This window comes from Gordonia ajococcus (assembly GCF_012974285.1).
GTDB classification, from domain to species: domain Bacteria; phylum Actinomycetota; class Actinomycetes; order Mycobacteriales; family Mycobacteriaceae; genus Gordonia; species Gordonia amicalis.
This window is the reverse complement of the sequence record NZ_CP052884.1, coordinates 763830-777056: the sequence shown is the minus strand read 5'-3', so window position 1 is coordinate 777056 and position 13227 is coordinate 763830. Positions and strand designations below refer to the sequence as shown.

The window sequence follows — 13227 nt, the reverse complement described above, 5'->3', positions numbered from 1 at the left end:
GTCAGTTCTTGAACCCGACGCTGAAGTCATGCCCCCAGAGACTGACCGCGGTGCTCTCGCGTGCGATCCACTCGTCGTCGTTGACCGTTCTTCCCTCGCAACCGAACTCGACGTCGAAACCGCCCGGCGTCTTCATGTAGAAGGAGAGCATCAGGTCGTTGACGTGCCGGCCGAGCGTCGCCGACATCGGCACCTTCTTGCGCAATGCGCGGTCGAGGCAGAGCCCCACGTCGTCGGAGTTCTCGACCTCCACCATCAGGTGGACGATGCCGGTGCTGTTGGGGATCGGCAGGAACGCCAAGGAGTGATGACGCGGGTTACAGCCGAGGAAGCGCAGCCACGGCACCTCGTCGCCCTCTTCGCGTCCGACGACCTGCGGGGGCAGGCGCATCGAGTCGCGGAGCTTGAATCCCAATACGTCTCGGTAGAACTCGAGAGCCGCCTTGTCGTCCTCACAGGTGAGGACGACGTGGCCGAGCCCCTGCTCCTCGGTGACGAAACGGTGGCCGTACGGGCTGACGATGCGACGGTGCTCGAGCGCGGCCCCGTGGAACACCTCGAGGGTGTTGCCGGCGGGATCGTCGAACACGATCATCTCGGCGACGCGACGATCGGCGATCTCCTCGTCCTTGCCTTCGCGGAAGACGACGTGCGCAGCGGCCAGTCGGTCGCGGACCTCCTGTAGCGCAGCGGCATTCGCGACCTCCCAACCTGCACAGGACAGGCGGTCGTGTTCGGCGGGCACGATGACCAGGCGCGCGGGGAAATCGTCCATCCGCAGGTAGAGCGCGCCCTCGGTGAGTCCCGAGCCCTCGATCATGCCGAGGACCTTGAGACCATAGGTGCGCCACGCCTCGACGTCGGTCGCCTCGATCCTCATGTATCCCAATGAACGGATCGGACTGTCACTCATCTTCACTCCTTTTGCTCCCTGAGGAGCGAGCTTGCGAGCGCTTCCCGCTCCCTGAGGAGCGAGCTTGCGAGCGTCTCGAAGGGTCACCTAGACCATCGTGTCGCCGATGGGAATCCCGAACTCGCCGTTGCCGTATGCGACGTAGGCGCGTTCCGGGTCATTGGCGGCGTGCACGCGGCCGGCGTGGGCGTCGCGCCAGAAGCGCTGGATCGGGGTCCCGTTCTCCAGCGCATGGGCGCCCGAGTTCTCGAAGAGACGGTCGATGGCGGAGATCGCCCGACCGGTGGCGCGCACCTGGTCGCGACGGGCCGACAGACGCAGTTCCATCGGGATCTCCTCACCGGCGAGGATCAGGTCGTATTCGGCCTGCAGGTTGCCCGACAGCTGTCGCCATGCGGCGTCGATGTCGCTGGCGGCCTCGGCGATCCGGACCTTGGCGAACGGATCGTCCTTGGCCTTCTCCCCGGCGTAGGCGGCGCGGACACGCTTGCCCTGATGTTCGACGTGAGCATGGTAGGCGCCGTAGGCCATACCGACGATCGGCGTCGCGATGGTACTCGGATGGATTGTGCCCCAGGGCATCTTGTATACCGGCGCGGTGTTCTGCTCGAGGCCCGGGCTCTGCCCCATCGACATCGTGCGCATGCTGAGCATGCGGTGGCGGGGCACGAAGACGTCCTTGACCTCGATGGTGTTGGACCCGGTGCCGCGCAGACCGACGACGTTCCACACGTCCTTGATCGTGTAGTCCTCGCGCGGGATCAGGAAGCTGACGAAGTCGACCGGCTTGCCGTTCTTGATGACCGGACCGCCGACGAACACCCAGTCGGCGGTGTCGCAGCCCGACGACCAGGCCCACGACCCGTTGACCTTGTAGCCGCCGTCGACGACCTCACCCATACCCATCGGCGCGTACGACGACGAGATGCGGACGTTGGTGTCCTTGCCCCAGACATCTTCCTGCGCCTGCTGGTCGAAGAGCGCCAGGTGCCAGTTGTGGATGCCGATGATGCCCGACACCCAACCCGTCGACCCGCATGCCGAGGCGATGCGTCGCACGGCCTCGTAGAAGGTCACCGGATCGACCTGGTATCCACCCCACTGCTCGGGCTGCATCAGCCTGAAGAAGCCGGCCGTCTCGAGGCTGGACACGGTCTCGTCGGGGATTCGACGCAGATCCTCGGTGGCCTGTGCACGCTGTTCGATCTCCGGGAGCAGTGCGTTGATCTTCTCCAGGACCTGCTCGGCGGCTTCGCTCCGTTGTGCTGGCATCTCGCCTGCTCCTACCTGTCTCTCCCTCGGCCGGACGCACCGGCCGCTTACTCTTCGAGTTTGAGATTAGAACACGTTCTCATTTCTGTCGAGCACCGGGACTTTATGCCCATGTGCAGCACCTATCGCCGATCTGGGGGACGATCCGTCCAAAGTTTTTGAAACGTGTTCTAGTATTGGGAGCAGAGGTTCGATGCGACACCAGTCACAGACAGGAGAGGGCATATGTCATCTGCACCCGACACCGAGGTGGGTATCCGGGAGATCGACACCGGCGCGCCGCCCACCCGGTTCGCCCGCGGGTGGCATTGTCTGGGCCTGAAGAGCGAGTACGACGACGGCAAACCCCACTCCGTCCAGGTCTTCGGCACCAAACTCGTCGTATGGGTCGACACCAAGGGCGAGCTGAACATCCTCGACGCATTCTGCCGTCACATGGGCGGTGACCTCTCGCAGGGCAAGCTGTCCGGCGACAACGTCGCGTGCCCGTTCCACGGTTGGCTGTGGAAGGGTAACGGCCGCTGCGCCGGCGTGCCGTATGCCAAGCGCAACCCCAAGCTGGCCAAGACCCGGTCGTGGCCGTCGATGGTCCGCAACGGTCAGGTCTTCGTCTACAACGACCCCGAGGGCAACCCGCCGCCGGACGAGGTCATCATCCCCGAGCTGGCCGAGTTCGGCTCCGAGGAGTGGACCGACTGGACGTGGAACCGGATCGTCATCGAGGGCTCCAACTGCCGCGAGATCATCGACAACGTCGTCGACATGGCGCACTTCTACTACGTGCATTTCGCTTTGCCGGACTATTTCAAGAATGTCTTCGAGGGCGAGATCGCCGCCCAGTACATGAATTCGCATGGGCGCCCTGATGTCACGCTCGGCACCAACTACGGCGACAGCCGACTCGAATCGATCGCCGCCTATTACGGACCGTCTTACATGCTGAACCCGATGGTCCAGTACTACGGCGGTTACGCCGTCGAGACGATTCTGACGAATTGCCATTATCCGATCGACGAGAACTCTTTCGTCCTGATGTACGGCGTGATGGCGAAGGTTCCCGAGGGACTCACCGCCGAGCAGGCGACGAAGATGGCGACCAAGATCAGCTCCGGCGTCGAGGTCGGCTTCCTGCAGGATGTGGAGATCTGGAAGAACAAGACCCGCATCGACAACCCGCTCCTCGTCGAGGAAGACGGCCCGGTGTATCAGCTCCGACGCTGGTACGAGCAGTTCTACGTCGACAAGGCCGACATCACCGATGAGATGACCGGCCGGTTCGAGTACGAGATCGACACCTCGAAGGCGCTCGAGAGCTGGAACGCCGAGATCCAGGAGAACCTCCGGCGTCAGGAAGCCGAGAAGGCCGAGTCCGACAAGGCAGGGAACGAGACATCGCCGGACGGCGCCGCGGACTCCTCGGAGAAGGCGCAGGTCTGACGATGACCCGGGCCGCAGCACGAGCACACTGGGCCAAGGCGCCTGATTTCGGCGACGATCCCGACCGGGCGGCCCGGGTCCATGCGGCAACACAGCGCGATCGCGAGCACTACCTGCAGGGCGGCATGCGCGAGATCGAATGCCGCGCCTGCCACGCGTGCGTGCTGGTCAAGAAAACCAGCTCGTTTCACACGAGCGTGCAGTGGAACGCCGACGCCCGGAGTCGATGCCTCGGCCTCGAACAGATGCGTGCCGGCGGCGACGACGGGAACGGACCTCTGCTCCCGGGTGCGATGATGCCGACCTGCGTCCGATTGTCGGCGAGTATCGATCACGGCGTCGCAGAGGGAATCATTCCCGCCGAATCGCCTACGACCGATCCCGACGGATATTGGTGACATGCCATTGTGAGCCTCGTGTGGAACATTGATTAACACCGACCCCACGCATCACAACGGTCACACCTTCATCACACGTCGAGAACTATCGGCGACACGCGGGCATCCGGTCGGCCAATCTGATCATCATGTCCGATTTGCGAACCCGCTGTACGCGGGTCACCTGTGCTGTTGCTCTTTCCGCCGCGTTGGCTGTCGCGGCACCGTTCGCCGGCTCGCCGTTCGCTGATGCCGGAAAGGCCGCGGCAGCGGGGTCCAGTTCCGGCTCCAGCGATTCGACGGGATCGGTGCCGATCTACCTCCCCGTGCCCACCCCCACCGGCTTGACCGCGCTCGCCGCGTCGATGACCCAGATCGGCAAGCCGTACCGCTGGGGTGGCACCGGACCGCACTCCTGGGACTGCTCCGGACTGGTGCAGTGGGCGTTCTACACCGCAGGCGTCAAACTGCCCCGGACCAGCCAGCAACAGGCGAGGGTCGGCAACGCGATCCCGTTCAACGCCCTTGCCCCCGGCGACATCATCATCTTCGGCCGCGACGCCGGACACGTCGGCATCTACGCCGGCGGCGGCCGCCTGTTCAACGCCTACACCACCGGCAAACCCATCGGCTTCACCAAGGTCAAGGACATGGGACCCATCAAGACGATTCGTCGTTTCGGCTGACCCGGTCGGCATCAGGCGACCGTCCGGGCCACACCGAGGTCACCACCGCGAACCCCACGACGACGAACAAGAGCACCGCGACCACCACGGTGCCGATCAGTCCGTAACCGGGCTGCATCGTCGGGAGTTCGAGGTCGAGGGCCTCGGTGACCCGGTCGGAGAACAGGTGCGCGGCCGGATCACCCAACGTCCGGATCCCGACGGCCGCGGCGATGACCGAGGCCAGGCCGATCACACCGATCGCCGCCGGACGGAGACGTGCGCGCCACCACCCCAACGCGGCGACCACTGCGACGACCGCACCGAGGACGACCACGCTCAGACCGGGCCGGTCGGTGTCGTCCTCGAAGAAGAAGGCCACGTCCTCATCGCTCGCCCCCGGGACGGTCACCCGTCCGAGCCCGGTGATGGACGGTTGCACGCCCTCGTCGGTGCTTCCCCACTCCACCTGTGCGAACAGCACCAGGAGGAGTCCACCGACGAGGGCGGCAGGCCACACCAGAACGCGAAGTCTGGCGACGATGCCCGATTCTGTCGTCATGCCACCCAGGTTGCCATCTCCCCCGACCCGGCGATCGAGTAGGCGAGGGACCTCGATACGCGGCCGGCAGAGGAGCGCCACCCCCGCTGATTGAGCCGGCACCGAGCGACCTCGATACGCGGCGTCCTCGCTGCGCTCGGTCGGCGCTACTCGGCCGGCAGAGGAGCGCCACCCCCGCTGATTGAGTAGGCGAGGAGGTGCGACGAGCCGTTCCCCCGCTGATTGAGCCGGCACCGAGCGCAGCGAGGAGCCGTGTCGAAATCACGCCCCGGTATCGATCTCCCGTCAGCGCCCGAACCCGCTGTCGCAGCGATGAGTTTGCGCGACGCTGAGAGTCTCCACCTCAGTCGTTCAACAACACTCCGCATGACAAACGAAGGGACACGAGAACATGGCCGAGTACGCAGCCCCGTCCGGGGCGCCGATCTGGTTCGACCTCATGAGCAGCGACACCGAGAAGGCCGAACAGTTCTACGGTGAGATCTTCGGGTGGGAGACCGAGGAACCCACCGAGGAGTTCGGCGGATATCGGAACTTCACCAAGAACGGGAAGCCGGTCGCCGGATTGAGTCCTGCGATGGAGGAGGCCGGACCGCCGAACATCTGGTCGGTGTACCTGCACACCGAGGACGCGAACGCCACCGCGAACGCCGTCGAACAGGCCGGCGGCAGCATCATGGTCCCACCGATGCCGGTCGGCGAGGAGGGCACGATGATGGTGGCGACCGATTCCGCCGGAGCGGTCATCGGCTTCTGGCAACCGAAGCAGCACAAGGGATATTCCGAGTTCGGTGATCACGGCACCCCCTACTGGTTCGAGTGCCAGTCCAAGGATTACGCCAAGTCGCTCGACTTCTATCGCACCGTGCTCGGGGCGCGGATCGAGGAGGTCGGCACCGGCGGCGACCCCGACGCCGTGGGCCCCGACCATTACGGGCAGATCTTCTACGGCGAGGAGTCCTACGCGGGGATCATGGACGCCTCCACGCTCTTTCCCGACGAGGTGCCGTCGTTCTGGCAGATCTACATCACCGTCGACGACGTGGCGGCGACGGTCAAGCAGGTCGAATCCCTCGGCGGTGAGATCCTGATGCCCGGTGAGGACACTCCGTACGGGACGCTCGCGGCCATCAAGGACCCACTGGGCGCGCTGATCTGCTTGGGACACCCGCCGGCCGGGATGTGACACGGCGCGATCGGTAGAGGTGATGCGCGTCTGTGCGTGTGTTCTCTACCGATCGCCCGGCGGGTATTCGTCGGAGTCGTCGGGGCCGACATCGGTGGCTTGTTCCACGACGTCCGCGACGTTGGCTTCCAGGGCGATGTCCGGCCCTTCGGACTCGGACTCGGAGTCGGCGGGAGCCTCCTCGTCGGCGGGCTCGGCCGGCATCGTCTGCTCGACGACGTCGGCGTCGTTCGCTTCTCCTTCGGTCCACGGTTGTACGGCTGCCATGGGGACTCCTTCCGGTAGCTGGGTGCTCGGCACAGGTGTGTCCGGGCGCGACCTTCCGGTGGTGCGTCTCCGATGATCCTGTCGTACCCGGCAGGCGTCAACCGTCCTCGCAACGTCAACCCGCCTCGCAACGTCAACCCGCCTCGCAACGTCAACCCGCCTCGCAACACAGCGCCCGGATCGCGGGACTATGCCGGCAGGCGGAGGAGTTCGCCGGAGACGACGCCTCGGGCGGTCCGGGCGGCGACGACGAACCAGGCGGCCACCAGCACCGAGAACCCGGCGATCGCCGCGATCTCGAACACCGTCCAGCCCAGGGTGAGCAGCAGCGCGGAAGAGCCGGTCACGTAGGTACCCACCGGGAAGGTGAACGACCACCAGGTCATCGCGAACGGCATCCCCGCGCGCGCCGTGCGGACGGTGATCCGGGTGGCGACACCGATCCACGCCGTTGCCGCCACCCAGACGGCCAGACCGTAAGCGACCGCGAACTCGTGCATGGCACCCGCGACCGGTGCGGGCACTGCGTGCTGCGCCGCGTGCGCGAGCAGGCAGGCCGCCGTGACCGACTGCCCGAGCGGGCCCAGCACGATCCACCAGGTCGGCACCATGTGTGCGGCGCCGTGGTCCCCGGTGCGGAACCGCCGGAGGAGCGTGACCAGGATGGGCGTGGCGGCGAGCACCGCCAGACCGAACATCGCGCATCCGACGCCGAGTACCAGGTCCCGCGTCCACCCGGGGTCGAGCTGACCCGACAGGATCGCCGCGGCCGACGCCGACACCATCGGCGGCACGACCGGCATCAACCAGCCGCCGAAGGCGTCGTCGACGCCGGCGCGACCGAGGATCAGGTGGCGATACGGGATGACCAGCGCGGTGACCACGCCGCCGGCCGTGCCGACGATCCAGCACACGACGTCGACGCCGAGGGCGAGGTCCCGGCCGACGATCCCGGCGCCCACCACGAGGGTGCTGGTCCCCACGGTCATGATCGCCATCGGCACCGCTCCGTAGAAATGCGCGACGATGTGGTGCTCGTGGTGGCCGCGAGCGATGTCCGGGTCGGCTCTCCAGTGGCCGATCGTGGCCGCGACCACGCTTCCGAAGACGATGCCGGCCAGCAGCCAGAACCCGACGGCCACGGCACTCAGACCGGCCGGCTGCCACGGGAGACCGTGCGCGGCGATCGCGATGACCCCCGTACCCATCACGGCCGCGAACCAGTTGGGCGGGAACCAGGTGGTCCGGACGGGTGCGCCGGTCGCCGACGCGGTCATCGTGATCATGTCCACCACGATCCCGGCGATGCCCGACGGCCGGTAGTACCCGAATCGTTGACAGGGTACAAACCTGGCTTGTAGCCGGGGTACCACGAACGGTTGTACCCTCGGGCGATGGTGCTCAGTCCCCGGATGCCCGACCTCGCATCGCTGGAGACCCTGCAGAGGGTCGTCGGCACCGGCAGCCTCAATGCCGCGGCGTCGGAGCTCGGTATCACCCAGCAGGCGGTGTCGGCACGCATCCGTGCGTTGGAGACCCAGCTCGGCGTCGGACTACTGACTCGAACGCCGCGCGGATCGGTACCGACTCAGGCCGGGCGGCTCGTCGCCGAGTGGGCGGACCGATTGCTCACACTGGCAGGCGAATTCGATGCCGGGCTCTCCGCGCTGCGCCTGGAACGACGCGATCAGCTGCGGCTGGCCGCGAGTCTCACCGTCGCCGAGCATCTCCTTCCGCGATGGCTCGTGTCGTTCGCGGCCCAGCACGACCCCGCACCCAAGGTGTCGTTCACCGCAGCCAACTCCGACCAGGTCTGCACGCTGGTGCGCGACGGCGAGGTCGAACTCGGGTTCGTCGAAGGACCCCGCGTGGCACCGGGGCTCAGAAGCCGGACGATCGCCCGTGACGAGCTGGTCGTCGTCGTGCCGCCCGGTCATCCGTGGACACGCGTCCGCCGTCGCATCGTGGCCGCCGACCTCACCCACACCGCGCTGGTGACGCGCGAAGAGGGTTCGGGCACACGCGAGTTCTTCGAACGCGCGCTGACGCGAGCGCTGGGACCCTCGCGCGAGGTCACCGCACCGGTGCTGGAATTGTCGACGACAGCATCTGTTCGCGCGGCGGTCATCGCGGGTGCCGGCCCGGCGGTCCTCAGCAATCTGTCGGTCGCCGACGACCTCGACCGCCGGCTGATCCGCATCCCGGTCGACGATCTCCACCTCGAGCGTCCGTTGCGCGCGGTGTGGTTGTCGGGTCCACAGCCCACCGCCGGCGCCGCGCGCGACTTCCTGTCACACATCGGGCGTTCCTGAGCGCTCAGGGCACGTTGCGGTCCCCGACGTCGGTCCCGTGCACCCCGTGGTTGAGAAGTCGGTGCGCGTCCGGCGTCCCGTCGAGAGCACGACTCGTTCGACGTGCGACCTTCCAGCACGCACCGGTGCGCACGAACCTCCAGTGGTGCGCGGTCGCGCGGACGACGCGAAAACCCTTGTCACCGGCGATGACCAGGAGTGAGTGACTCGCGGCGATCGCCTCGTCGCCTTCGACGTTCACGTGGACCGCGCCCTGGAGGTGCGTGCATCCACGGGCGATGAGTCCCTGATGGGCATCGGAACGGACCATCGCGACGATGTCGTCGCGGCCGTGCATGAAGAGGCCGTCGACGTCGTAGATGCCGTCCGGTGTCCACAGTGCGGCCACCGCGTCGGCGTCCCCGCTGTCGACGAGTGGCCCATAGGCGGTGACGAGTCGCGTTATCTCCCGTTCGTCGGCGAGGAGCCGGACGGTGTCCTCGAGCCGCATCAGTCGCTGTTCGGCCGTCACTGTGATCATCCCTCCCGTCCGGCCAGCTGAGCGAGACATCGCAGTTGGCTGACGTAGTGGTCGGCCGACGACGCCCGGATCGTCACGCCGACGATCGTCGCCCCGGCCGCGCGGGTCTTCTCCAGTTCGGCGGCGGTGCCGTCGGCGTCCTCCGGATCGAGCGGCCCGGCACCGAGAACGATCTCGAAGCGGTCCGGCACCTCGACCGATCCGAGCATCTCCCGGAGCCGGGATCGACTCAGCCCGAACGGAACCCAACCGTCGCCCAGATCGATTGCCCGGCGGAGCGACCGCTGCGTTCGCCCGCCCACCCAGATCGGCAGACGCTCTTGCACCGCACACGGTTCGACGATCAGTCCTCCGAACCGGTAATAGGTGCCCTCATACTCCGGCTCGGATGCCGACAGCGACGCCCGGAGAGCGCGTAACGCGTCGTCGGCGCGATCTCCGCGGCCGTCGAACTCGACGCCGAGCAGCTCGAACTCCTCACGCAGCGAACCGACTCCGACACCGAGAGTGACGCGGCCACCACTGACGGCGTCCAGGGTTCCGTACCGTTTGGCGATGGCCAGGGGATGATGGTAGCCGAGGACCAGCACCTGGGTGAGGAATCGAATGTTCCGGGTTCGGCCGGCGAGAAACCCGAAGGTGGACAACGGGTCCCAGTAGGTTCCACCACGCTGCGCGGCGATCTCGGCGGGCACGGCCACGTGTTCGCTGCAGCTCAGGTACTCGAACCCAGTTCGTCCGCGGCGGCAGCGATCTCGGCGAGTTCGGCGATCCCCGCCGTCGCCTCCCATTCCCCGGCGACACCGGGCAGACGCGTGACGATCGGGCTGGTGATGCCGAGGCGCACTCTCAGCTCCGCGTCGGCGCCGCGGAGGCGGCTGCCTTCTGCGGGAACAGTTTCAGCATCGCCTCGTGCTGGGCCAGGATCAGGCTGCGCCGGTCGGGACCGTTGATCTTCTCCACTCGACGCGCGTTGCCGCCGGCCACCCACACCGGGCCGTCGGCGAGATGTTCGAGTCCTTCGCGCGCGACGTCCTCGGGCTCGCTCGCCTTCAGCGGCCCACCGAGATTCATCCCGGCCCGCTCCATGGCCGGCGTGCGCGTCACGCCGAGCACGAGCTCGAGAACGTCGACGCCGTGGTCACGCAGCTCGAGCCAGAGCGACTCGGCGAACACGCGCCCGAAGGCCTTCACCGCACCGTAGATCGAGAGATGCTTGCCGCCGAGGTAGCCGCTCATCGAACCGACGAGCAACAACCCGCCGCTCCCCCTCGCCCGCAACCGCGCACCGAAGTGGTGCACGAGCGCCAGCTGGGCGGTGATGTTGAGATCGATGACGGTCTGGAACTTCTCGAGATCGCCCTCGACGAAGTCGTTGCCATATGTGTTGGCACCGGCGTTGTAGATGAACAGGCCTACATCGAGATCGTCGGTGACGGAGATGATCTCGTCGATGACCGACGGATCGGTGAGATCGGCCGACAGGGTCAGCGCCTGCACACCGCGGGCCCGGACCTCCTCAGCCGTCTCCTCCAGGGGTCCGGGCTTGCGCGCGACCAGTACGACGTTGATCCCGGCGTCGGCGAGCTGGTGGGCGAACGACGCACCCACGCCCTCGGATCCGCCGGCGATCACCGCCCACGGGCCGTACCGCTTCGGGTCGAAGCCGGAACCTTCGGCGTTCTCAGACACCGGCATTGGCGTCTTGCTTCTTCTTCAGCTCGAGCGCGATGTCGATGAGCTGATCCTCCTGGCCGCCGACGAGTTTGCGCGCGCCGGCCTCGAGCAGGATCTCTGCCGCCGAGACGCCGTAGCGTTCGGCATGGCCCTCGGCATGCTTGAGGAACGAGCTGTAGCAGCCGGCGTATCCCATCATCATCGCCGGGCGGTCCACCAGGCACTCCGACGGCATCGCCGGGCGAACCACGTCCTGCGCGGCGTCGGCGATCTTCATGAAGTCGACGCCGGTGGTGATCCCGAGCTTGTCGCACACCCCGACGAAGGCCTCGGTGGGCGTGTTGCCCGCGCCGGCTCCGAAGCGTCGGATCGACCCGTCGATCTGCTGGGCGCCGGCACGAATCGCGTTGACCGAGTTGGCGACCGCGATGTCGAGGTTCTCGTGACCGTGGAACCCGACCTGGGCGTCGTCGCCGAGTTCGGCGACCAGTGCCTCCACCCGCACGGTGACGTCCTCGAGCACGAGCGCACCCGCGGAGTCCACGACGTAGACGCACTGGCATCCGGCGTCGGCCATGATGCGAGCCTGCTTGGCGATGACCTCCGGCGGCTGGCTGTGGCTCATCATCAGGAAGCCGACGGTCTCGAGTCCGAGATCGCGTGCGAGACCGAAGTGCTGGATGGAGACGTCGGCCTCGGTGCAGTGGGTGGCGATGCGGCAGATCTGGCCGCCGTTGTCCTGCGCGGCCCGGATGTCGTCCTTCGTGCCCAGGCCGGGCAGCATCAGGAAGGCGATCTTGGCGCGCTTCGCGGTCTCCGCGGCCGCCTTGATCAGCTGTTGCTCCGGGGTCTTGGAGAACCCGTAGTTGAACGACGAGCCGCCGAGTCCGTCACCGTGGGTCACCTCGATGACCGGCACACCGGCCTCGTCGAGCGCACCGACGATCGCGCGCACCTCCTCCTCGGTGAACTGGTGACGCTTGTGATGACTGCCGTCGCGCAGCGAGGAGTCCGTGATGCGGATGTCGAGGGTGTCGGAGTACTTGCGCGCGTTGGCCATCAGCTTCGGGTCGCGCGGGGTGGTGACCACGTTGGTGCTCATGCGGGGACTCCCAACTTCTTCTTTGCGAGTTCTTCGCCGACCTTGGTCGCGGCGGCGGTCATGATGTCCAGGTTTCCGGCGTAGGGCGGCAGGAAGTCGCCCGCCCCCTCGACCTCCACGAAGATCGACACGCGCGCGAAGCCGCCGTTCAGGACGCTCGGCGGGTCGAACTGTGGGTCCTGCAGCAGGCGATAGCCGGGCACGTAGGCCTGGATCTCCTTCTCCCGACGGTGGATCGACTCCGCGATCGCATCGGTGTCGGCATCCTCGGGGATGGCGCAGAAGATGGTGTCGCGCATGATCATCGGCGGATCGGCCGGGTTCAGGATGATGATCGCCTTGCCACGCTTCGCTCCGCCGATCGTCTCGACACCGGCCGACGTGGTGGCGGTGAACTCGTCGATGTTGGCGCGCGTGCCCGGACCGGCCGAGACCGAGGCCACGGATGCCACGATCTCCGCATAGGGCACCGGCACGACCGACGAGACGGCGTGCACCATCGGGATCGTCGCCTGCCCGCCGCAGGTGATCATGTTGGTGTTCGGGGCGTCGAGGTGTTCGCGCAGGTTTGCCGGCGGGACCACGGCCGGCCCGACGGCCGCCGGGGTGAGGTCGACCGCGGTGATGCCGGCCGCCTCGTACTTGGGTGCGTACTCACGGTGCACGTACGCCGACGTGGCCTCGAAGATCAGGTCGGGCTTGTCCTGCGATCCGAGGAGTTCGTCCGCGCCGCCGCTCATCGTGATGAGCCCGTGGTCGGCGGCACGTTTCATGCCCTCCGACTCGGGGTCGATGCCGACCATCCAACGGGGTTCGATGACCTCCGAACGCTCCAGCTTGTACATCAGATCGGTGCCGATGTTGCCCGATCCGATGATCGCCGCGGTCAGTTTCGCCGCCACGTGGACCCTCCTCTTGTTGGTGAAGTCTGTTGTAT

The 13227-nt window shown here is 66.8% G+C and carries 14 protein-coding genes and 1 pseudogene; 5 read left to right on the top strand and 10 right to left on the bottom strand.

What is annotated here, in order from left to right; genetic code table 11:
• Position 1: 1 nt before the first annotated feature.
• A complete protein-coding gene (gene hsaC / locus GAA2_RS03540) occupies positions 2-913 on the bottom strand; it encodes an iron-dependent extradiol dioxygenase HsaC (RefSeq protein WP_006435736.1) in 912 nt (303 codons plus the stop codon).
• A gap of 87 nt (positions 914-1000) precedes the next feature.
• Positions 1001-2185: a 3-hydroxy-9,10-secoandrosta-1,3,5(10)-triene-9,17-dione monooxygenase oxygenase subunit gene (gene hsaA, locus GAA2_RS03535; RefSeq protein WP_159404475.1), complete on the bottom strand. Its 1185-nt coding sequence runs from the start codon at positions 2183-2185 to the stop codon at positions 1001-1003.
• A 225-nt stretch (positions 2186-2410) separates the two neighbouring features.
• Between hsaA and GAA2_RS03530 the strand changes: the two genes are divergently transcribed.
• The 3 genes from GAA2_RS03530 to GAA2_RS03520 all read left to right on the top strand — a co-directional run bounded on the left by GAA2_RS03530 (position 2411) and on the right by GAA2_RS03520 (position 4685).
• Positions 2411-3622: a Rieske 2Fe-2S domain-containing protein gene (locus GAA2_RS03530; RefSeq protein ID WP_159404476.1), complete on the top strand. Its 1212-nt coding sequence runs from the start codon at positions 2411-2413 to the stop codon at positions 3620-3622.
• 2 nt (positions 3623-3624) lie between these two features.
• On the top strand, positions 3625-4020 hold the full coding sequence (locus GAA2_RS03525; protein ID WP_006435739.1) for a hypothetical protein: 396 nt from the start codon (positions 3625-3627) through the stop codon (positions 4018-4020).
• 128 nt (positions 4021-4148) lie between these two features.
• On the top strand, positions 4149-4685 hold the full coding sequence (locus GAA2_RS03520) for a C40 family peptidase (protein ID WP_159404477.1): 537 nt from the start codon (positions 4149-4151) through the stop codon (positions 4683-4685).
• On the opposite strand, the gene GAA2_RS03515 is transcribed toward GAA2_RS03520, so the two are convergent.
• The gene (locus GAA2_RS03515) at positions 4660-5226 is read right to left on the bottom strand and encodes a hypothetical protein (RefSeq protein WP_191834728.1); all 567 of its coding nucleotides are present in this window, start codon (positions 5224-5226) and stop codon (positions 4660-4662) included. The two genes, GAA2_RS03520 and GAA2_RS03515, sit on opposite strands and share 26 nt — an antisense overlap.
• 391 nt (positions 5227-5617) lie before the next feature.
• Between GAA2_RS03515 and GAA2_RS03510 the strand changes: the two genes are divergently transcribed.
• Positions 5618-6412: a VOC family protein gene (locus GAA2_RS03510; protein WP_159404479.1), complete on the top strand. Its 795-nt coding sequence runs from the start codon at positions 5618-5620 to the stop codon at positions 6410-6412.
• Between the two features lie 45 nt (positions 6413-6457).
• Here GAA2_RS03510 and GAA2_RS03505 read toward each other — a convergent pair whose 3' ends face one another.
• Together GAA2_RS03505 and GAA2_RS03500 are read right to left on the bottom strand one after the other, a co-directional pair.
• Positions 6458-6679 (bottom strand): hypothetical protein, encoded by a 222-nt coding sequence (locus tag GAA2_RS03505; RefSeq protein ID WP_159404480.1) that lies wholly within the window; start codon positions 6677-6679, stop codon positions 6458-6460.
• A 188-nt stretch (positions 6680-6867) separates the two neighbouring features.
• Positions 6868-7965 (bottom strand): TDT family transporter, encoded by a 1098-nt coding sequence (locus tag GAA2_RS03500; RefSeq protein WP_159404481.1) that lies wholly within the window; start codon positions 7963-7965, stop codon positions 6868-6870.
• Positions 7966-8073: 108 nt separating this feature from the next.
• On the opposite strand from GAA2_RS03500, the gene GAA2_RS03495 reads away from it, so the two are divergent.
• On the top strand, positions 8074-8991 hold the full coding sequence (locus tag GAA2_RS03495) for a LysR family transcriptional regulator (RefSeq protein ID WP_159404482.1): 918 nt from the start codon (positions 8074-8076) through the stop codon (positions 8989-8991).
• Positions 8992-8995: 4 nt separating this feature from the next.
• Here the strand turns inward: GAA2_RS03495 and GAA2_RS03490 are convergent, their stop codons facing one another.
• From GAA2_RS03490 to GAA2_RS03470, 5 genes and pseudogenes are all read right to left on the bottom strand, one after another.
• Positions 8996-9511: a nuclear transport factor 2 family protein gene (locus GAA2_RS03490; protein ID WP_248664691.1), complete on the bottom strand. Its 516-nt coding sequence runs from the start codon at positions 9509-9511 to the stop codon at positions 8996-8998.
• Positions 9508-10358 (bottom strand): annotated as a pseudogene (locus GAA2_RS03485) (TIGR03619 family F420-dependent LLM class oxidoreductase). Before GAA2_RS03485 ends, GAA2_RS03490 begins: the two are co-directional and overlap by 4 nt.
• Positions 10359-10360: 2 nt before the next feature.
• On the bottom strand, positions 10361-11209 hold the full coding sequence (locus GAA2_RS03480) for an SDR family NAD(P)-dependent oxidoreductase (protein ID WP_159404483.1): 849 nt from the start codon (positions 11207-11209) through the stop codon (positions 10361-10363).
• Positions 11196-12290 carry a 4-hydroxy-2-oxovalerate aldolase gene (dmpG, locus tag GAA2_RS03475; protein WP_159404484.1) on the bottom strand — a complete coding sequence of 365 codons (1095 nt, stop codon included), beginning with the start codon at positions 12288-12290 and terminating at the stop codon, positions 11196-11198. Before dmpG ends, GAA2_RS03480 begins: the two co-directional genes overlap by 14 nt.
• Positions 12287-13192 (bottom strand): acetaldehyde dehydrogenase (acetylating), encoded by a 906-nt coding sequence (locus GAA2_RS03470; RefSeq protein ID WP_159404485.1) that lies wholly within the window; start codon positions 13190-13192, stop codon positions 12287-12289. Before GAA2_RS03470 ends, dmpG begins: the two co-directional genes overlap by 4 nt.
• Positions 13193-13227: the final 35 nt, after the last annotated feature.